At 72.4% G+C, this 19605-nt stretch carries 20 protein-coding genes; 6 read left to right on the forward strand and 14 right to left on the reverse strand.

Annotated elements, in window-relative coordinates; genetic code table 11:
- Positions 1-4 precede the first annotated feature (4 nt).
- The 6 genes from ACFC1F_RS00475 to ACFC1F_RS00500 form a co-directional block, all read right to left on the reverse strand.
- A complete protein-coding gene (locus ACFC1F_RS00475) occupies positions 5-1390 on the reverse strand; it encodes an NADH-quinone oxidoreductase subunit D (RefSeq protein WP_376154676.1) in 1386 nt (461 codons plus the stop codon).
- The gene (locus tag ACFC1F_RS00480; protein ID WP_376154677.1) at positions 1390-2103 is read right to left on the reverse strand and encodes an NADH-quinone oxidoreductase subunit C; all 714 of its coding nucleotides are present in this window, start codon (positions 2101-2103) and stop codon (positions 1390-1392) included. Before ACFC1F_RS00480 ends, ACFC1F_RS00475 begins: the two co-directional genes overlap by 1 nt.
- Positions 2100-2654, reverse strand: coding sequence for an NADH-quinone oxidoreductase subunit B family protein (locus tag ACFC1F_RS00485; protein ID WP_148643269.1), 555 nt, complete (start codon positions 2652-2654; stop codon positions 2100-2102). The genes ACFC1F_RS00480 and ACFC1F_RS00485 overlap by 4 nt, the downstream gene beginning before the upstream one ends.
- 116 nt (positions 2655-2770) lie before the next feature.
- Complete coding sequence (locus tag ACFC1F_RS00490) at positions 2771-3130, reverse strand: NADH-quinone oxidoreductase subunit A (protein ID WP_014137597.1); 360 nt, start codon at positions 3128-3130, stop codon at positions 2771-2773.
- 765 nt (positions 3131-3895) lie between these two features.
- Positions 3896-4609 (reverse strand): response regulator, encoded by a 714-nt coding sequence (locus ACFC1F_RS00495; protein WP_376154680.1) that lies wholly within the window; start codon positions 4607-4609, stop codon positions 3896-3898.
- Positions 4606-5688, reverse strand: coding sequence for a sensor histidine kinase (locus tag ACFC1F_RS00500; RefSeq protein ID WP_376154682.1), 1083 nt, complete (start codon positions 5686-5688; stop codon positions 4606-4608). Before ACFC1F_RS00500 ends, ACFC1F_RS00495 begins: the two co-directional genes overlap by 4 nt.
- Positions 5689-5877: 189 nt before the next feature.
- Here ACFC1F_RS00500 and ACFC1F_RS00505 point away from each other — a divergent pair, with 189 nt between their 5' ends.
- Complete coding sequence (locus ACFC1F_RS00505) at positions 5878-6486, forward strand: hypothetical protein (protein WP_376154684.1); 609 nt, start codon at positions 5878-5880, stop codon at positions 6484-6486.
- A 13-nt stretch (positions 6487-6499) separates the two neighbouring features.
- Here ACFC1F_RS00505 and ACFC1F_RS00510 read toward each other — a convergent pair whose 3' ends face one another.
- The gene (locus ACFC1F_RS00510) at positions 6500-7525 is read right to left on the reverse strand and encodes a DMT family transporter (RefSeq protein ID WP_376154686.1); all 1026 of its coding nucleotides are present in this window, start codon (positions 7523-7525) and stop codon (positions 6500-6502) included.
- Positions 7526-7773: 248 nt separating this feature from the next.
- Positions 7774-8436 (reverse strand): CatB-related O-acetyltransferase, encoded by a 663-nt coding sequence (locus tag ACFC1F_RS00515; RefSeq protein WP_376154688.1) that lies wholly within the window; start codon positions 8434-8436, stop codon positions 7774-7776.
- Between the two features lie 112 nt (positions 8437-8548).
- Between ACFC1F_RS00515 and ACFC1F_RS00520 the strand changes: the two genes are divergently transcribed.
- The 4 genes from ACFC1F_RS00520 to ACFC1F_RS00535 all read left to right on the forward strand — a co-directional run bounded on the left by ACFC1F_RS00520 (position 8549) and on the right by ACFC1F_RS00535 (position 11293).
- Positions 8549-9166 carry a TetR/AcrR family transcriptional regulator gene (locus ACFC1F_RS00520; protein ID WP_376154689.1) on the forward strand — a complete coding sequence of 206 codons (618 nt, stop codon included), beginning with the start codon at positions 8549-8551 and terminating at the stop codon, positions 9164-9166.
- Between the two features lie 236 nt (positions 9167-9402).
- Entirely contained in the window at positions 9403-10122 is a 720-nt protein-coding gene (locus tag ACFC1F_RS00525) for a peptidylprolyl isomerase (protein ID WP_209412981.1), read from the forward strand.
- Positions 10123-10195: 73 nt separating this feature from the next.
- A complete protein-coding gene (locus ACFC1F_RS00530) occupies positions 10196-10525 on the forward strand; it encodes a MazG-like family protein (protein WP_376154691.1) in 330 nt (109 codons plus the stop codon).
- Between the two features lie 228 nt (positions 10526-10753).
- Positions 10754-11293 (forward strand): hypothetical protein, encoded by a 540-nt coding sequence (locus ACFC1F_RS00535; RefSeq protein ID WP_376154693.1) that lies wholly within the window; start codon positions 10754-10756, stop codon positions 11291-11293.
- A gap of 148 nt (positions 11294-11441) precedes the next feature.
- Here ACFC1F_RS00535 and ACFC1F_RS00540 read toward each other — a convergent pair whose 3' ends face one another.
- Positions 11442-12731: a geranylgeranyl reductase family protein gene (locus tag ACFC1F_RS00540; RefSeq protein ID WP_148644817.1), complete on the reverse strand. Its 1290-nt coding sequence runs from the start codon at positions 12729-12731 to the stop codon at positions 11442-11444.
- 299 nt (positions 12732-13030) lie between these two features.
- On the opposite strand from ACFC1F_RS00540, the gene ACFC1F_RS00545 reads away from it, so the two are divergent.
- Positions 13031-13198, forward strand: coding sequence for a hypothetical protein (locus tag ACFC1F_RS00545; RefSeq protein WP_376154694.1), 168 nt, complete (start codon positions 13031-13033; stop codon positions 13196-13198).
- Between the two features lie 273 nt (positions 13199-13471).
- Here ACFC1F_RS00545 and ACFC1F_RS00550 read toward each other — a convergent pair whose 3' ends face one another.
- The 5 genes from ACFC1F_RS00550 to ACFC1F_RS00570 all read right to left on the reverse strand — a co-directional run bounded on the left by ACFC1F_RS00550 (position 13472) and on the right by ACFC1F_RS00570 (position 19388).
- Positions 13472-14170, reverse strand: a complete 699-nt coding sequence (locus tag ACFC1F_RS00550; RefSeq protein ID WP_209412978.1) for a demethylmenaquinone methyltransferase — start codon at positions 14168-14170, stop codon at positions 13472-13474.
- Positions 14171-14386: 216 nt separating this feature from the next.
- On the reverse strand, positions 14387-14974 hold the full coding sequence (locus ACFC1F_RS00555) for a hypothetical protein (RefSeq protein WP_209412977.1): 588 nt from the start codon (positions 14972-14974) through the stop codon (positions 14387-14389).
- Positions 14975-15378: 404 nt separating this feature from the next.
- Complete coding sequence (locus ACFC1F_RS00560; protein WP_376154695.1) at positions 15379-16041, reverse strand: hypothetical protein; 663 nt, start codon at positions 16039-16041, stop codon at positions 15379-15381.
- A 49-nt stretch (positions 16042-16090) separates the two neighbouring features.
- Entirely contained in the window at positions 16091-17314 is a 1224-nt protein-coding gene (mqnC, locus tag ACFC1F_RS00565; protein ID WP_209412975.1) for a cyclic dehypoxanthinyl futalosine synthase, read from the reverse strand.
- A 256-nt stretch (positions 17315-17570) separates the two neighbouring features.
- Positions 17571-19388 carry a serine/threonine-protein kinase gene (locus ACFC1F_RS00570; RefSeq protein ID WP_376154697.1) on the reverse strand — a complete coding sequence of 606 codons (1818 nt, stop codon included), beginning with the start codon at positions 19386-19388 and terminating at the stop codon, positions 17571-17573.
- Positions 19389-19605: the final 217 nt, after the last annotated feature.

The following is a 19605-nucleotide window of genomic DNA, read 5'->3' on the forward strand; positions in this document are numbered from 1 at the left end:
TTGCTCACCGGTCCACGCCTCCCATCACCGGGTCGATCCCGGCCACCGCGACGATCACGTCGGCGACCTGGCCGCCCTCGCACATCGCCGCCATCGTCTGCAGATTGGTGAACGACGGGTCCCTGAAGTGGACCCGGTACGGGCGCGTCCCGCCGTCGCTGACCACGTGCACGCCCAGCTCGCCCTTGGGCGACTCGACCGCCGCGTACGCCTGGCCGACCGGGACCCGGAAGCCCTCGGTGACCAGCTTGAAGTGGTGGATCAGCGCCTCCATCGAGGTGCCCATGATCTTGCGGATGTGGTCGAGGGAGTTGCCCATCCCGTCCGGGCCGACGGCCAGTTGGGCGGGCCAGGCGATCTTCTTGTCGGCCACCATGACCGGGCCCGGACGCAGCCGGTCCAGGCACTGCTCGACGATCCTCAGCGACTGGCGCATCTCCTCCAGCCGGATCAGGAAGCGGCCGTAGGAGTCGGCGCTCTCGGCGATCGCGACCTCGAAGTCGTAGTCTTCGTAGCCGCAGTACGGGTCGGTCTTGCGCAGGTCGTGCGGCAGGCCGGTGGCGCGCAGGATCGGGCCGGTGGCACCGAGGGCCAGGCAGCCGGGCAGGTCGAGGAAGCCGACGTCGACCAGGCGGGCCTTGAACACCGGGTTGCCGGTGGCCAGCTTGTCGTACTCGTGCATCCGCGAGCGGAGCGTCCTGACCGCCTCGCGGATCTGGTCGACCGCGCCGGGCGGGAGGTCCTGGGCGAGGCCGCCCGGGCGGACGTAGGCGTGGTTCATCCGCAGGCCGGTGACCAGCTCGAAGACGTCCAGGATGAGCTCGCGGTCGCGGAACCCGTAGATCATCAGGGTGGTGGAGCCGATCTCCATGCCGCCGGTGGCCAGGCAGACCAGGTGGGAGGAGATCCGGTTGAGCTCCATCATCAGGACGCGGATGACGCTGGCGCGGTCCGGGACGTCGTCGGTGATGCCGAGCAGCTTCTCGACCGCCAGACAGTAGGCGGTCTCGTTGAACAGCGGGGTCAGGTAGTCCATCCGCGTCACGAAGGTGGTGCCCTGGACCCAGCTGCGGAACTCCATGTTCTTCTCGATGCCGGTGTGGAGGTAGCCGATGCCGCAGCGCGCCTCCGTCACCGTCTCGCCGTCGATCTCCAGGATCAACCGCAGCACGCCGTGGGTGGACGGGTGCTGCGGGCCCATGTTGACGATGATGCGCTCGTCGTCGGCCCGGCCGACCGCCTCGACCACCTCGCCCCAGTCGCCGCCGGTGACGGTGAAGACCCGGCCCTCGGTGGTCTCGCGGGACGCCGCGGCCTCCGCCGCTGCCGCCTCCTCGGCCGCCGCCGCCGCTGCCGCCTCTTCGGCCTTCTCGTAATGCTGAGTACTCATCAGCTGTACGACCTCCGCTGGTCGGGTGCCGGGATCTGGGCGCCCTTGTACTCGACGGGGATGCCGCCGAGCGGGTAGTCCTTGCGCTGCGGGTGGCCCAGCCAGTCGTCCGGCATCATGATCCGGGTGAGCGCGGGGTGCCCCTCGAAGACCAGGCCGAAGAAGTCGTAGGCCTCGCGCTCGTGCCAGTCGTTGGTCGGGTAGACGCTGACCACGGACGGGATCCGCGGGTCGGAGTCCGGAGCGGTCACCTCCAGCCGGAGCAGCCGGCCGTGGGTGATCGAGCGCAGGTGGTAGACCGCGTGCAGCTCACGACCCGGGTCGCCCGGGTAGTGGACGCCGCTCACGCCGAGGCAGAGCTCGAAGCGGAGCGCGGGGTCGTCGCGCAGCGTGCGGACGGTCTTCAGCAGGTGCTCGCGGGCGACGTGGAAGGTGAGCTCGGCGCGGTCGACGACGGTCTTCTCGATCACCTCCGCGGGGTCGAGGCCCTGCTCCTCCAGTGCCCCCTCCAGCTCGTCCGCGACCTCGTCGAACCAGCCCCCGTAGGGGCGTTGGCTCGCGGGCGGCAGGGCGATCGGGGCCGCGAGGCCGCCGAAGCCGGAGGTGTCACCGCTGCCCTCGGCGCCGAACATGCCCTGGCGCCGGCCGACCACCTCGACCGGGATCTCGCGGTGCGGGTGCTCGCGCCGGGTCTCGGGTACCTGGTCGTTCATCGCAGCTGCCCCCGCATCTCGCTCACCGGGGTGGCCTTCAGGGCGAGCGCCTCGCCCAGCTCCTCGGCGCGGCGGCGGTTCGCGCCCAGCGGCTCGTGCTGGATCTTGTCGTGCAGCTTCAGGATCGCGTCCATCAGCATCTCCGGGCGGGGCGGGCAGCCGGGCAGGTAGATGTCCACCGGGACGATGTGGTCGACGCCCTGCACGATCGCGTAGTTGTTGAACATGCCGCCCGAGGAGGCGCAGACACCCATCGAGATGACCCACTTCGGGTTGGCCATCTGGTCGTACACCTGGCGCAGCACCGGGGCCATCTTCTGGCTCACCCGCCCCGCCACGATCATCAGATCGGCCTGCCGGGGGGAGCCCCGGAAGACCTCCATACCGAACCGGGCCAGGTCGTAGCGGCCGGCGCCGGTGGTCATCATCTCGATCGCGCAGCAGGCCAGTCCGAAGGTGGCCGGGAAGAGCGACGCCTTGCGCACCCAGCCCGCGGCCGTCTCCACACTCGTGAGCAGAAAGCCGCTCGGCAGCTTCTCCTCGATTCCCATCAGATCCCTCTCAATGCCCTCGGTGCCCTCAAGTCCTGTGGTTCGTCCGTCCGTTCGGGTCGCTGCACCCCGCCGGGCTTGTCCGCCCGTTCACAAAGTCAGCGGCCGCCCCGCGCTCAGTCCCACTCCAGGCCGCCGCGACGCCAGACGTAGGCGTAGGCGACGAAGACGGTGGCGATGAACAGGAGCATCTCGACCAGCCCGAAGATCCCCAGGGCGTCGAAGCTCACCGCCCACGGGTAGAGGAAGACGATCTCGATGTCGAAGACGATGAAGAGCATCGCCGTCAGGTAGTACTTGATCGGGAACCGACCGCCGCCCACGGGCTGCGGGGTCGGCTCGATGCCGCACTCGTACGCCTCCAACTTGGCCCGGTTGTATCGCTTCGGGCCGGTCAGTGAGGCCATCACGACCGAGCCGACCGCGAACGCCGCCGCGATGGCACCGAGTACGAGGATCGGCGCGTAGGCATTCATAGCCCCCGCTCCCTCCGTCCAGTCGTCCTTGACTGCAGATCGGAACCGACGGGTCACGCTGTGGTGGACCCGCGATCCAGTTCCCGAGATCCACCTCATGTGAGGCAGTTCACAAAGCCTGGAACGAGCGCATCCTATGCCCGTCGGCTTGTGATCTGCGACACGCAGTTCACGGCGATCTTTGTGATCTACGCCACCCCTGGAATGGTGGCGAAAGTGAACATGCCCAGAGTTGTCAACACAAAGAAGTCAAACAGTCACAACCAGTCGCATTTCTGTGTGAAGCAGCTGGTCAGGGCCGCGCTCCTATATCAACTATGCTCCGCTCAAGGCAAATTTCTGGGCGCAATGTTGACGTGTTATAGCGCCTCACTCGCAGGGGTGGCGGGCCTCCGAACGCCCGCTTGACCCTTCGTTCACAAGCGCGCGAGCGGGCCCCGGGACGGGGGCAGTGGCGGGTGCGGGGGCGGGGGCGGGGGCAGTGGCGGATGCGGGTGCGGGGGCGGGGGCAGTGGAGGGGCCGGGTCGGGGGCGGTGGAGGGGCGGTGGCGCCTGCTGCCAGGTGCCGGGTGCCTAGCGCCGGGTGTGTGCTTCGCCGGCTGCCGGCTTCATCGGCTCGCTGTCCGGATGCGCGACGGCACAGCGACCCGACAGCAGGGCAGCCCGGCGGTAGGGCGGCCCCGCGGCACGGCGACGCATGCCGCGGCCGTGGCATGCGCCGCCGGACGGTGGGGTGGGTGGTGGGGCCGTCAGGCCACGGCTTGGCTAGGAACCGGCCTCCCAGACCCAGGCGGCGATGCCAACGCGGTTCCGGGCGCCGATCTTGCGCTGGACTGTGGCCAGGTGGTTCTTCACCGTCCCGGCAGTGATGAACAACTGCGCGCCGATCTCCGCGTTGGTCGCCCCGCCGGCGACGAGCTGAGCGATCTCCCTCTCTCGCGGGGTGAGTTCCTCGATGAACTCGGGGCCCTGCCGGTCCTGACCGCGCTGTGTCTCCTTCCTCTCCTGCCTGCCCCTGCTCCCCTGCTCCAGGCGTCCCGGCCGCTGGCGATCGTGCTCCTGCCCCTGCTGCGACAGCTGCCGCAGCAGGCGGACGGTAACCTGCGGGCTGACCAACGCATCCCCGGCGACCGCCGCCCGGACCGCCTCCGCGAGCAGCGCCGGGCCCGAGCGCTTCAGCAGGAACCCGGCCGCACCGGCGCGGATCGCCGTGTGCACGTACTCGTCCAGGTCGAAGGTGGTGACCACGACCACCCGGAACTCCCCGCCCAACTGCCTGGTCAGCTCCAGCCCGTCCAGCCGGGGCATCCGGATGTCCGCGAGGATCACGTCCGGCCGCAGCCGACGGGCCTCCTCCACCGCCACCGCACCGTCCTCGGCCTCACCCACCACCTCGATGTCCGGCTGTGCGTCCAGAATGATCCGGTACGCACTGCGGATCGCCTCGTCGTCATCGGCGAGAAGGACTCGGATGCTCATCGGCCCTCCAAGGGCATCGTTGCAGTGACTCGCCAGCCGCCGGTCTTCTCCCGCCCGGAGGAGAGCGTCCCGCCCAGCGCCTCGACCCTGGCCGCCAGCCCGGCCAGTCCGCTGCCGCCGCGACGGCCCTCCCCGAGGCGCGGCCCGGACGTCTGCGGACCGCCACCGTCGTCCTGCACCATGACCTCCAGCCGTCGGCCCTCGCGCCGTACCTTGACGTCCACCACTCGCGCGGCGGGCGCGTGGCGCCTGACGTTCGTCAGCGCCTCGACCACGATCCGGTAGGCCGTCGCCGCCACCTCCCGGGGTACGCCGACCTGTTCCGCCGGGGTGTCCAGCCGGACAGTGGCACCACCGGACTCCGCGAACCGATCGGTGAGTTCGGTGAGTTCGGCCAGGCCCGGCTGCGGCCCTCGCTCCGGTCCGTCCGGCTCCTCGCTGCGCAGCAGGTGGACCGTCCGGTCGAGCGAGGCCAGCGCCTGCAGCCCGGCCTTCTCTATCCGCTCGAACAGGGCTGCCGCACGGGCCGGGTCGGAGGCGGCCAGCACGATGCCCGCCTGTGCCTGGGCGACCATGCCGCTGACATCGTGCGCGACGAAGTCGTGCAGGTCGTGGGCGAGTTCCAGCCGTTGGACGCGACGGGCGGCGGCCACCGAGCGCCGCCTGGTCTCGTCCAGCCCGCGCAGGTACAGCCCGGCCAGCACCACCGGCAGCGTGAAGGCCGAACCGAACCCGAAGAGGGTCAGTGCGTCCAGCGGGCCGCCGACGATCACGTCGAACCGGGACGGCCAGAGCGCGACCGCGCCGCCGACCGTCCAGGCCGCCACCGCCGACCGCCTCCCGTCCTCGGCCCGCAGCGCCAGCACCACCAGCAGGAGCAGGGAGGCGAGTTCGAGCAGACCGACCAGGCCGGGCCAGCGGTCCGCCTCGACCCACCGGCCGGCGGCCCAGACACCCGCCGTGGTCGCCACCGAAACCGCACCGGCCGCACCGGTCACGGTCACCACCCCGTACCGCCCGCGTGCCGCCCAACCGATCAGCAGGACCACCGGGACCGCCAACGCCAGAATCTGACTCATCGTCGCCTCCTTTCCCGCGGTCAGCCTACGGACTTCAACTCCCGGCCGCCTGTGCCGATCGGCATATTTGCGCACGCCTTCTGAGCAGCAAGAACAGCCCGATCGGCATCTGCCGCAGGCCGCAGCGGACCGCCAGGCTTGACCCGTCGAACCGGCCGCAGGGGCCGGTCGAGAGGGGAGTCCACAGCCATGAGCACCGTCACCCGCACCCCGGCCGCGCGTCCGAACAGGGCCGGGACCTCGACCGGTGCCGCCGCCGTTGCCGGCGGACACGCACCGGCCACCACCAAGGCCCCCGTTCCGCGGTGGGCCGAACTGGCCGCCAAGGCCACCGTCTGGACCACCGTGCCCTCCGGGCTCTGGCGGATCGTGTTCGGTCTCGGCATCCCGGTCGGCTTCAGCGGCGAGACCGCGGAGTTGGCCGCCCGGCACAACCCCGGCTGGGGCACCGTGTACGTGGTGGTCCTGAGCGCCCTGGCCGAGTCGCTCGCCTTCCTCACCGTCGGCCTGGTCCGCCCCTGGGGCGAGGTAGTGCCCCGCTGGATCCCGCTGATAGGAGGCCGCAGGATCCGCCCGCTCGCCGCGATCGTCCCGGCCGTACTCGGCTCCGTGGTCCTGACCCGGCTCGGGATGGCGGCCCTGTTCGGCGGCTGGAGCAGCAACATGAGCGACCCCGAAGCCCCGCACGGCTTTGCCGGGCTCGTCATGACCCTCTGCTACCTGCCGCTGGTCGCCTGGGGTCCCTTGCTCGCGCTCGTCACCTTCGCCTACGCCCGCCGCACGCTGGGCCGCCGATGACGAAGGCGCCGCGCTACACCGCAGCCGAAGCCGCAGTCGGCTCCGTCCCCTCCTCGGCCACCGCCGCTCGTGCTGCATCCCGCGCTTCGTCCCCGGCCGCACCCCCGGCCGCACCCCCGGCCGCACCCCCGGCCGCACCCCGGGCCGCATCCCGGGCCGGAGCGACGGCGGTCCGGCGGCCCCATTCGGTGGCAACCAGGACGAGAGCGCCGCCCAGGAGCGCGAGCGGGCCGAGGTGGTTGCCGGCGAGTGTGATGCCGAAGACGGCGGCCCAGAGCGGTTCGGTGCCGAGCAGCAGGCTGACCCTGGACGGCGAGGTGGTGCGGACGGCCCACATCTGCACGAAGAAGGCGAACAGCGTGCAGAGCAGGGCGAGATGCAGCAGCCAAGCCCACTGGGCGGGGCCGTACGAGGCGGCGACCGTCCACGGCAGCGGTCCGGCGAACGGCGCGACGACGGCGAAAACCACTGTCGCGGTCGCGAGTTGGACCCAGGTGAGGGCCAACGAGTCGGTGACCCGGATGGACCGGAGGCGAGCCATCGCCAGTACGTGCACGGTCCGCACCACCGCGGCACCGAGCACCAGCAGATCGCCCAGCGAGGGCGTCTTCAGCCCACCGCCCCCGGTGAGCAGGGCGACGCCGGCCACCGCCAGCCCGGCCGCGGCAAGGAAGGCCCGCGGCAGCGGCGTCCGGGCAAGCGCGCTCTCCGCGAGAGGAGTGAACACCATGGTGAGACTGATGATCAGACCGGCGTTGGTGGCCGAGGTGTGCACCGCGCCGTAGGTCTCCAGCAGAAAGACGCCGCCGAGCACCAGCCCCAGCACCGCACCGCCCAGCCACTCGGCCCGGCCCATCCCCCGCAGCCCCCGCCATGCCGCCAGTCCCAGCACCGGCAGCACCAGGCCGAACCTCAGCACCAGCATCGCCACCACCGTCCCCGGTTCGGCCACCTGCTGGACGGCCAGAAAGCTCGATCCCCACACCACTGCCACCAGCAGTACGGGCACATCACGAAGGAAGGACGACGAACCACGCATGGACAGGAACCCTCCGGAGCGAACGGAACCGACGAGGAGATTCCCGTACGACATCGGACGGATCTCGGGCCAGGGCAAGCCCCCCGGCAAAGGCCCGCCATCTTCGCGCACCCGACCGCCGGCGATCAACGGCTTTCGGGCACCGCCCGTCGCCGCACCCTTGCGCTCCCGCGCTGCGCGTATCCCGTTCCCATCGCCCGACCTCCCAACGTCCGGCCTCCCATCGCCCGGCCTCCCAACGTCCGGCCTCAGCCGGCCAGCAGACCGTGGGCCGCGGCGACGGCCTCGATGTCGGCGGGCGTGCCGGACATGATGGCGCGGACGTGTTCGGTGACGAGTTCGACCGGCCAGTCCCACCAGGCGGCGCGCAGCAGGCGGTCGACGTCCGCATCGTCGAAGCGCCGACGGATCGGGCGGGCGGGGTTTCCGCCGACGACGGTGTACGGCTCGACATCGGAGGTGACCACGGAACCGGCGGCGATGATCGCGCCGTCGCCGATCCGGACACCGGGCAGGACGGTGGCGCCGTAGCCGAACCAGACGTCGTTGCCGACCACGGTGTCACCCCGGCTCGGGAGGCCCGTGACGATGTCCAGCGTCCGCTCGGTCCAGGTCCCGCCGAACATGGTGAACGGAAAGGTGGAGACTCCTACGGTGGGGTGAGCGGCGCCGGCCATCAGGAATCGGGTGCCGGTGGCGATCGCGCAGTACTTGCCGATCACCAGCCGCTCGGGCCCGTACGCATAGAGGACGTTGCGCTCCTCGAACCGGGTGGCACCGTCCGGGTCGTCGAAGTAGGTGTATTCGCCGACCTGGATACGCGGGTCACTGACCAGTGGGCGCAGCAGCACGACGCGGTCGTGGCCGGCGAGCGGGTGAAGCACGGTGTGGTCAGGGATGGTGGCAGCCATGGAACTCCTTGGGCAGCTCAACGAACATCGCGAAATGCGACCAGAGTCGCATTAAGATGAGAATGACATGGCGGCACCGCCACAGCAAGTCTTAATGCGACTGGAGTCGACTTTGAGCGAGGAAGCCCGAACCCCCACCCCTCGCCCCGGCGGGCGCAGCACCCGGGTGCGCGAGAACGTCGTCGCCGCCACGCTGGCCGAGGTCACCGAGAAGGGTTACGACGGCCTGACCGTCGACGCGGTCGCAGCCCGCTCCGGCGTCCACAAGGCCACCCTGTACCGCCGTTGGAACGGGGTGGACGGCCTGGTCGCGGACGCACTGACCGCCTCCGCCGACCGGCCCTGGCCGCTCCCCGACACCGGCGACCTCGCCGGCGACCTCCGCCGCATCGCCCACGAGGTCTACGCCGTCTTCACCGACCCCGAACTCGGCCCGACCCCGACCGCACTGATCACCGCCGCCCAGCGCTCCGACGTCGGCGCAACCGCCCTCCGCGCTTTCTTCGCAGCACGCCACCGGCAAGCCGCCGCGGTGGCCGAACGCGCCGTCGAACGCGGCGAGCTGCCCGCCGGCACCGACGGCGCCGAGGTGATCCGGGCCGCCACCGCGCCGATCTACTACCGCCTGTTCGTCACCGGCGAGCCACTGGACGCCCACACCGCCGAGCGAGCAGCCGACGCCGCCACCCTCGCCGCCCGCGCAGGCCTGTTCGCCACGGAGGCCGACTGATCCACACCACCCACCCCGCACCACCCACCCCGGCCCGCCCCCCGGTCCATCCGCCCCAGCCCACTCCCCCGGTCCATCCACCCCGGCTCATCCACCCCAACCGCTGAGGCCACCCTCCCCGACCTGCTCACGCACCCCTCGCCGCACCGTCCACCCCGGCCCGCTCACACCTCCCTCTCTGCGCCGCCCGCCCCCGACGTCTACCGGAACCACCTTGCGCCGTGGATGATGTAGCCATGACAACATCGCCGTCCACCACCCCCCGGAAGGCCCGTCAAGTGAAGCGCAAGCACTGGGCGTTGTTCGCCGTCGCCACCGTCCTCCCGCTCGTCGCGACCACCGGCACCGCCGCCGCGGAGACCCCGCCGGGCGCGGCCCAGACGCCGACCGCACCCGCCACGTGCACGTACACCCCGGCCGTGCCGGCCGACAACTTCAAGGGCATCCCGGTCTTCGACGCGAAGAAGGCCGCCAAGCCCTACAGCGCGACGCTGAAGACCAGCCAGGGAGCGATCACTTTCCAGGCCCTGACCGCGGAAGCCCCCTGCACCACCTTCTCGTTCCGCTTCCTCGCCGAGCACGACTACTTCGACCGCAGCCACTGCCACCGCCTCACCACGCAGCGGATCTTCGTCCTCCAGTGCGGCGACCCGACCGGGACCGGCAGCGGCGGCCCCGGCTACTCCTTCCCGGACGAGAACCTGACCGGCGCCACCTACCCCGCCGGAACCGTGGCCATGGCCAACGCCGGTCCGAACACCAACGGCAGCCAGTTCTTCTTCGTCTGGAAGGACACCAAGCTCTCCCCCGCCTACACCCCGTTCGGGCGGATCACCGCGGGCCTCGACGTCCTGCAGAAGATCGCGGCGGGCGGCGAGGACGACCAGAACAATCCGGGCGACGGGTTCCCCACGCTCCCGGTGAACATCCGCAACGTGAAGATCAGCTCCCGCTGAACCGGCCCGCCCGGCGACCGCCAGGCTCCCGTACGGTGGTCAGCGTCACCGAAGCCGTACGGGAGCCGCGCACATGGACAGCAGGATCTGGGAGAGCGTCGACCATCTGGTCGCCTGGCTGGACGACGAGAGCCGGCTCTCCCCTCAGGAGGAACGGCTGCTCCGCATCCTCAAGCTGTCCGAGGAGATCGGCGAGGTCGGCGCCGCGGTGGTAGGCGCCACCGGACAGAACCCCCGCAAGGGGGTCACCCACACCTGGGAGGACGTCCAGCACGAACTCTGCGACGTCGTCTTCTCCGCCCTCGTCGCCCTCCGCACCCTCACTCCGGACGCCGCCCAGGTCTTCGCCGACCGCCTCGCGTACGTCGAGCAGCGCTCCACCGCCAGCCGCCGCCCGGAGTAGCCGCGCACACGGCGGTCACGGCGGTCACCGCGATCACGGCGACTGCTGCACACACGCCTCGCACCCGGCCAACGTCACGGACATCCCGCGCACCCCGGCGATCGTGGCTGCGGGCACCGCGCAACCCAACGCCACCGCGCGGCCCGCAATCTGAGTACTTCTACGGATGACCCGGCCCCGCCAGGCCCCCTACGGTCGTCGGTGGCGGACGAATCCTGGGGGCATCGGATGGCGGCCAAGACCGGCGGGTGGATCGGCGAAGTGGTGCCCGGGGCGCAGCGGCGGCCCGGGATCCGGCGGGCGCTGGTGTGGGGGATCGGGATCTGCCTGGCGTTCACCGTCGTCGCCGTCGGCTGGATCGCACAGGTGATGGTGGCGACCGTCCACCCACCCGAGACCGACGCCGACCGAGCAGAGAAGCTGGCAACCCTGCACTACCGGCAGAACCCGGGCAAGGGGCGGTACTACGTCCCGGCGGAGGCCGTGTTCAGCCGACTGCCCGACGGAACGCGGGCGGGCTACCTCCACTACCAGGTGCAGGCCGGCCCGGACTCCAACGTGGACGACTTCCTCCGGGTCTACGACCTGCCGCAGCCCGCCGCCCCGGCGCCGCTCCCGGACGATCTGCGGGCGGCGTTTCCCGGGGAGGAGCCGGCCGAGGCTCCTCTGGTGCGGCAGACGGGGACGGACAAGCGGCAGATCTTCGTCGTCACCGCGGCAGCCGGCTCACCGCAAGGCGCCGACATCTACGTGCGCGCGACCGGCTGAACCGCCCCCGCCCTGGCCCGCCCCCGGCCCAGCCGGGGCCGGGGGACGGCAACGGCACCCGTCAGCCGACGACCGCCACCCGCCACAACCACCGGCACCGGCACCGGCACCGGTCACGCGACTCCCGTCACGCGTCACGCGACACCCGTCACGCGTTCGGGGCGACCCGGGCGAGGCCGTTGATGATGCGGTCCATGGCGTCGCCACCCTGCGGGTCGGTCAGGTTGGCGAGCATCTTGAGGACGAACTTCATCAGCATCGGGTGCGTCAGGCCGCGCTGGGTGGCGAGCTGCATGACCTTGGGGTTGCCAATGAGCTTCACGAAGGCGCGGCCCATCGTGTAGTAGCCGCCGTAGACGTCCTTGAGGATGCGCGGGTAGGCCTGGAGGGCGCGCTCACGACCGGCGTCGGTGACCCGGGCGTTGGCCTGGACGATGACGCCGGCGGCGATCTGCCCGGATTCCATCGCGTAGGCGATGCCCTCGCCGTTGAACGGGTTGACCATGCCGCCGGCGTCGCCGACGAGCAGCAGGCCGCGCGTGTAGTGCGGCTGCCGGTTGAAGGCCATCGGCAGGGCGGCGCCGCGGATCGGGTCGGTCATGTTCTCCGGGGTGTAGCCCCATTCCTCCGGCATGCTCGCGCACCAGGCCTTGAGCACCTCGCGCCAGTCCAGCTCGCCGAAGGCGGGCGAGGAGTTGAGGATGCCGAGGCCGACGTTGGAGGTCCCGTCGCCCATGCCGAAGACCCAGCCGTAGCCGGGAAGCAGCTTGCGCTCGCCGCCGCGGGTGTCCCACAGCTCCAGCCAGGACTCGAGGTAGTCGTCGTCGTGGCGCGGGGAGGTGAAGTACGTCCGGTAGGCGACGCCCATCGGGCGGTCCTCGCGGCGGTGCAGGCCCATGGCGAGCGAGAGCCGGGTGGAGTTGCCGTCGGCGGCGACGACCAGCGGGGCCCGGAACGTCACCTCGCGCTTCTCCTCCCCGAGCCGGGCGGTGACGCCAACAATCCGGCCGGTCCGGTCGTCCAGCACCGGGCCGCTGACGTTGCACCGCTCGTACAGCCGCGCGCCCGCCTTCTCGGCCTGACGGGCGAGCAGCTCGTCGAAGTCGGCGCGCTTGCGCACCAGGCCGTAGTCGGGGAAGGCCGACAGCTCCGGCCAGTCGAGTTCGAGCCGGACACCGCCGCCGATGATCCGCAGGCCCTTGTTGTGCAGCCAGCCGTTCTCCACCGACACGTCGATGCCCATGTCGACCAGCTGCTTGGTGGCGCGCGGGGTCAGGCCGTCGCCGCAGACCTTCTCACGCGGGAACGAGGTCTTCTCCAGCAGCAGGACGTCGAGGCCGGCCTGGGCCAGGTAGTACGCGGTGGTGGAGCCGGCCGGGCCTGCGCCGACCACGATGACGTCCGCGGTGCTCTCCACGGGGCTGTCCGGCTTCGTCAGGTCGGCTGCGGTCTCGGACACGGTGGGCACTCTCCTGGAGCTGCGGCTGGGGGACGGCGGCTGTCCCCGGCAGTCTAGTTGCCGTCCTCGGGACCGGATCCGACGGCGGCACCAGCCGCGGACGAACAGCCGGACGCCGAACCGACTCCCGAACCGGCTCCCGAACCGGCTCCCGGAGCGGCTCCCGGAGCGGCTCCCGAACTGACTCCCGAGCCGCCTCCCAAAGCGACTCCCGAACCGCCACCCGTCCAGCACCGGATCAGCAGCTCGCGAAGGCGTTCCAACTGGACGCCTCCACCGTGAACGGGCAGGCGGCAGCGATGCTGCGCGCCGGCGTGGTCCTGCGGATCCCGGACCCGGACGGCGGGGTGGCCCGCACGTTCGCCATCACCCCCACCGGGGACGAGGCCCTCACGACGGACCGCAACCGTCACCAGGACGGGCCCGACCGGGTGCTGAAGGGCTGAACGGAAGCCGAGGTGGCCGAGGTGGCCGAGCCGGCCAGGGCGCCGACCCGGCTCAACCGCTCGATCGAGGCCCTTCAGGGCGTGGTCCGGCCCCGCGGCCGACCAGTTCCCCCGGCCACGCCCACCGGGCCGACGGTCGACCGCACACGGTCTCACCGGACCCCACCCGACGAGCCCCGGCCAGCGCGATCCACCCACCAGGACGCTGCCGGCAAGACGCGACCGGCGGGCCCGCCACGAGTCGCGGGGCCCGCCGGGAGGCGTAGGGAAGTCCTACGCGGAGACCTTGTAAGCGCGGTGCAGCGCGACGATCCCGCCGGTCAGGTTGCGCCAGGCGACCTTGGACCAGCCGGCCGCCTGGAGCTTCGCGGCCAGCTCGGGCTGGTCGGGCCAGGCGCGGATGGACTCGGCGAGGTAGACGTACGCGTCCGGGTTGCTGCTGACCGCGGTGGCGACCGGCGGCAGCGCGCGCATCAGGTACTCGGTGTAGACCGTGCGGAACGGCGTCCAGGTCGGCGTCGAGAACTCGCAGATCACCAGCTTGCCGCCGGGCTTGGTGACCCGGAACATCTCGCTCAGCGCGGCGTCGGTGTCGTGGACGTTGCGCAGCGCGAAGGAGATCGTCACCGCGTCGAAGGTGTCGTCCGCGAACGGCAGGCTGGTGGCGTCCCCCGCGGTCAGCGGAAGCTCGGGGTGGCGGCGCTTGCCCTCCGAGAGCATGCCCACCGAGAAGTCGCACGGGACGACCTTGGCCCCGGCCTCGACGAAGGGCAACGAGGAGGTGCCGGTGCCGGCACCGAGGTCGAGCACGAGGTCCCCCGGTCCTGCGGCCACCGCCTCGGCCACCGCCCGGCGCCAGGCGCGCGCCTGACCGAGGGAGATCACGTCGTTGGTGCGGTCGTACTTGGCCGCGACGTCGTCGAACATGGCGGCGACTTCGTGCGGCTGCTTGTCCAGAGAGGCTCGGGTCACGCCCCCATTGTTCACCCTGGCGCCGACGGCCCGGGCAAGGGGGCACGCCGCCCGCCGCACAAGACCCCGGCGCCCGGCCCCGGCACCGGCCCGGTACCGGCCTCTGACCTCAGCCCCGGAGCGGTCCCCGCCCCCGGCGCCAGCCTCAGCACAGGCGTTGCTGCAGGCGTTGGTACAGGCCTCAGTACAGGCCGCAGTACGGCGTCGGCGCAGGCCTCAGTGCAGGCCGCGCCGCCCGCTCGCACGGCGCTTGCGGCGCGAGCGCTTGCCCTGCGTTATCGCGGGCATCCCGTCCGGCAGCGCGCCCGCGGCGAGCGCCACGGTGGTGGCGAAGCGTCCCTGACCGCTCCGGATGGCGACCGCCCGGCGGTGCCGGCGGATCCGCAGCACGCAGACCAGGAAGAGCAGCCCGGCCACCGGCACGCTGATCCGGGCCAGGCCGACGCCGACCGGCTGCGGGTAGGTGTCGCCGCAGATCCGGACCGCACCCGGGTCGTCGGCGGCGTGCTCCAGGCAGACCGCGTCGCCGACCTTGGTGCCGTCGGCCAACGGCAGCGCGGCCGCGGTGTGCGACTGGCCGGCGGCCCGGTAGCTGACGGTGGAGTACGAGCCGCCGCCGGTGGGCAGCTGGGTGACGACGCCGTCAACTCTCACCGGGTTGGCGCCGATCCGGTCGGCCTGCTCGGCCTGACGCCAACCGAGCAGGCACATGCCGACGGCCAGCACGGCGCTGAGCACGGCGGTGAGGTACCAGCCACGGCCCAACCGCGGGGAGCGCGGCGGGGGGACGGTCGCGGATCGCATGGTTCCTGTCCTGGCTTGCCTTCGGGACCTGGGACGGGGCCCCGCCACCCGCGGGGGCGGGCGGTGTGTGGTGAGGGTACGGAGTGAGCTGTCCGGGATCGTATCCGCTGGCGGGCCCTCAGGTCACGGCGAAGGGTGAATCAGACGATATGGCCGGAAGCGGAGTTCGACGGCACACGAAGGAAGTCCCCTGCACTGCACGGGAGTCCGGCTACCCGCGGGTAGCCGAAGATCGCCGGGCAACTCTCGACCGGCACTCGCCCCTGGACCGACACCCGACGCCCGACCGGCACTCGACGCCCGACCGGCACTCGACCCTGGACCGACACGCCCCCGCCCGACCCCCGACCCCCGACCCGCAGCCACCGCCCACCAGCCACCGACTCCCGCCCCACCACCGGCGATCAGCGCCGCCGGTACACCAGCCGCCCGGCCAGCACGGTGGCCAGGCACCCACCGGGGCGCACCGCCTCCCCACCGGCCGCCGCCCCACCGGCCGCCGCCGCGCCCTGCCCCGCAGTCAGCGCGAACACCGCGAAGTCCGCCGGCCCGTCACCCGTCAGCTTGCCGTGCGCCGCCGCACCGAGCGGCAGCACGGCGAGCGGGTCCAGCGGGCCCTCGTCCCCGGCCGAGCCGGGCAGCGCCGCCAGCCCCGAGCGGGCCACCGCCGTCCGCACCGAGGCGCGCTCGAACGGTCCGGCCACCGCGGTCACCCCGAACCCGAGCATCCGCTGCAGCCCACGCCGGGCGCTCGCGCCACAACGCGCCTCGTCCGTCGTACCGGTCAGGCCCCCGGGCACCGGCTCGTCCCCGACCCCCTCGCGCGGGTCCGGGTGGTACGCGCACTCCAGCAGCCAGTGTCCGTACGGGTTGCGCAGGCCGGCCGTGAGCAGGGCGTCGCCCCAGTCCCGCAGCCGGGCCCCCGGGTGGGCGGCGGCCAGCGCCCGGTACGGGCCGAGGGCGGCGATCCGCCCGTCACGCACCAGCACCGCCCCGTCGGCGAGCGGCGGGGCGGTGGGGTCGGCCGGGTCGGGCAGCACGAGGGCCGCCCGGTGCAGGGTCAACACGGCAGCACGGTCACCATGACGGCGGGATCAACACGGACGAGGGAAGCCCTCAGCCGTTGTTGAGGATCTTCAGCTCGGGGTGCGCGGTGCCGCCCTCGATCGCGGTGGAGGCGATGTGCGATGCGACCCGCGGGTCGACCGGGTCGTTGGCCGGGTCGTCCAGCACCCGCAGGTGCTCGTACGTGGTGGAACGCTGGGCCGGGACGCGGTCGGCGGAGCGGATCAGGTGGATCAGCTCGGTGAGGTTGGAGCGGTGCTTGGCGCCGGCCGCCGAGACCACGTTCTCCTCCAGCATGACCGAGCCCAGGTCGTCGGCGCCGTAGTGCAGCGACAGCTGGCCGGCCTCCTTGCCGGTGGTCAGCCAGGAGCCCTGGATGTGGGCGACGTTGTCGAGGAAGAGCCGCGCGATCGCGATCATCCGCAGGTACTCGAAGACCGTCGCCTGGGTCGAGCCCTTCAGGTGGTTGTTCTGCGGCTGGTAGGTGTACGGGATGAAGGCCCGGAAGCCGCCGGTGCGGTCCTGCACGTCCCGGATCATCCGCAGGTGCTCGATCCGCTCGGCGTTGGTCTCGCCGGTGCCCATCAGCATGGTGGAGGTGGACTCCACGCCCAGGCCGTGGGAGACCTCCATGATCTCCAGCCAGCGCTCGCCGGACTCCTTGAGCGGCGCGATCGCCTTGCGCGGCCGCTCCGGGAGCAGCTCGGCGCCGGCACCCGCGAAGGAGTCCAGGCCCGCCTTGTGGATCCGGGTGATGGCCTCCTCGATGGAGACGCCCGAGATCCGGGACATGTGCTCGACCTCGGACGCGCCGAGCGAGTGGATCACCAGCTGCGGGAAGTCCGCCTTGATGGCCGCGAAGGCGCGCTCGTAGTACTCCACGCCGTAGTCCGGGTGGTGGCCGCCCTGGAACATGACCTGGGTGCCGCCCAGCTCGACCGTCTCCGCGCAACGGCGCAGGATCTCGTCGAGGTCGCGGGACCAGCCCTTGTCGCTCTTCGGCGGCACGTAGAAGGCGCAGAACTTGCACGCCGTCACGCAGACGTTCGTGTAGTTGATGTTGCGCTCGATGATGTACGTCGCGATGTGCTCGGTGCCGGCGTAACGGCGGCGGCGCACCGTGTCGGCGGCGGAGCCGAGCGCGTGCAGCGGCGCCGAGCGGTACAGCTCCAGCGCCTCCTCCGGAGTGATCCGGCCGCCGGCCGCGGCCCGGTCGAGCACGGCCTGCAGGTCGGTGCTGGGCGCATCGAGGGTGGTCGCTGCGAGCTCGGACACCTGGCGGCCTTCTCTCTCTCGGGTACTGCTGCGTGTTCCAGTGCTTCCGGAGGCTTCCGGGTACGGCCGAACCAGCCTACGCCAGGGCATTCCGGCCGCTGCGTCAGCCCGCTGCCCCGGCTCGCGCCGACCCGTCACCCGGGCGCGCAGGCACACCTGCACACCGCCGCCCCGGCACACCGCCCCGCTCTCCTCAGCCCGCGTGCCGCTCCACCCGCCGTCCACGCTCCCGCCTTCCCCTCAGCCCGCCTTCCCCTCAGCCTGCCCTCCGCATCGTCCCGGCCGGGTTCCCGGCCGGCGGGTCGGCAGAGGTGAAGCGGATGGTCCCGTCGCTCTGGAGGGTGAGCGTCTCCGCGTTGGACCCGCCAGTGCACGCCCCCGGGATCGAGGAGCGGACCAGCCGGGAGGTGAACACCAGCTTCTCCGGCGACGCCGAGTTGAGCGTCCAGGCCCCCTCGCAGGAGACGGAGAGCAGTCCGGTGACGGCGTTGCGGCTGGTGGTGTTCTCCTGTCCGATCGCGGCCGGACCGATCACCAGCGTGGTGGTGCCGGCGGGCAGCCCCTTCTCGCTGGTCATCTCCCCGCTCCACGTGCCGAGGAAGACGGCCGGTACGACGCTGGGGCCCCCGGGCTTGGCGGCGCTGGACGCGGCGGCCGCTGACGGGGTCGTCACGGGCGGGGTCGTCACGGGCGGGGTGGTCGCGGGCGGTGGCTGGGTGACGCCGGTCGTGCCGGCCGGTGTGGAGGCGGCCGTGGTGGTGGGCGTGGTCGCCAGGTCCTGACTCCCCGACGAGTCGAAGAGCCCGAACTTGAAGGCCACGAGCACCAGTACGGCCGCCGTCACCCCCACGACCGCGACCGCCCAGCGCGGCGCCTGCCGCTCCTTCACCCACTGCGCCCGTTGTTCGGGCAGCGGCAACGGCCCCGTCCAGGGCCCCGGCCAGACCGGTCCCCCGGTACCGACCGGCGCTCCGGCCCCGACCGGTGCCGCGCCGCCGACCGGCACCCCGCTACCGACCGTGGGAGTCCACAGCGGCGGCACCTCCGCCGGAACGCCGACCTGAGCACCGGACGGAGCACCGAGCGGCGCGACGGGAGCGTCCGGGGAGGCCGGCGAGGCCGGAGCACTGACCGGAGCGCCGAGCGGCGCGACGGGTCCGTCCTCCGGATCCCCCTCCAGGTCCAGCAGCCCGACCGCGCTGCGTCCGACCGCCGCCGCCAGGGCGGGCGGCAGCCAGCCGCCCCGCCCCAGCCGGACGGTGGCCCCGCCGTCGGCGTCCAGCCGGTCCCGCAGCTGCCGCGGGGTGGGACGGGCCGCCGGATCCTTGGCCAGACAGGCGAGCACGACGGAGCGGAGGGGTTCGGCCAGCCCCGAGAGGTCCGGTTCCTCGTGGAGGACCCGGTAGAGCAGCACCGCCACGCTCACGCCCTCGCCGAAGGGGTGGACCCCGGTGGCCGCGAAGGCGAGGACCGCGCCGAGCGAGAACACGTCGCTGGGCGCCCCTGCGGGCAGCCCGTTCGCCTGTTCCGGCGACATGAAGCCGGGCGAGCCCACCACGTAACCGGACCGGGTGAACCCACTGGTCGCGTCCAACGCCCGGGCGATGCCGAAGTCGATCAGCCGGGGCCCGTCCAGGGTGAGCAGCACGTTCGACGGTTTGACGTCCCGGTGCACCAGGCCCAGCCCGTGCACGTGCTCCAGCGCCTCGGCCAGCCCGACCCCGAGCGCCCGCGTGGCGGCTTCCGACAGCGGCCCGAACTCCCGGACGGCGCCGCCGAGCGCCGGCCCGGCCACGTACCCGGTGGCCACCCACGGGTGTTCGCCCTCGGTGTCCGCGTCCAGCACGGGCGCGGTCCAGGCGCCGCCGACCCGGCGGGCCGCAGCGACCTCCTGCCGGAACCGGGCCCGGAACTCGGCGTCCTCGGCCAGCTCGCCGCGGACCACCTTGACCGCCACCGTGCGCCCGCCGGCCGTCCGGCCGAGGTAGACCCGGCCCATCCCGCCCGCGCCGAGCCGCCTCAGCAACCGGTACCCGCCCACCTGGCGCGGGTCGTCCGCCCCCAGTGCCTGCATCCCGCACGCTCCCCTCGCCCGCCGGCCCGACCGGCCGACCGGCATCGCCACCGGCCGCCGATGCCGCGTGCAGACGCTACCGGGCGGCAAGACTCCGACGTGCCACAACCCGTGGCACGTCCGGCGGGGGCCTGACCCTGGCCGCCACGGCCGGGGTCGGGGCGGCCGGGGTCAGGATCGGGATCGGGGCCGGGGCCGGGGCCGGGATCGGGATCGG

Source organism: Kitasatospora sp. NPDC056181, from assembly GCF_042266225.1.
Lineage (GTDB): Bacteria > Actinomycetota > Actinomycetes > Streptomycetales > Streptomycetaceae > Kitasatospora.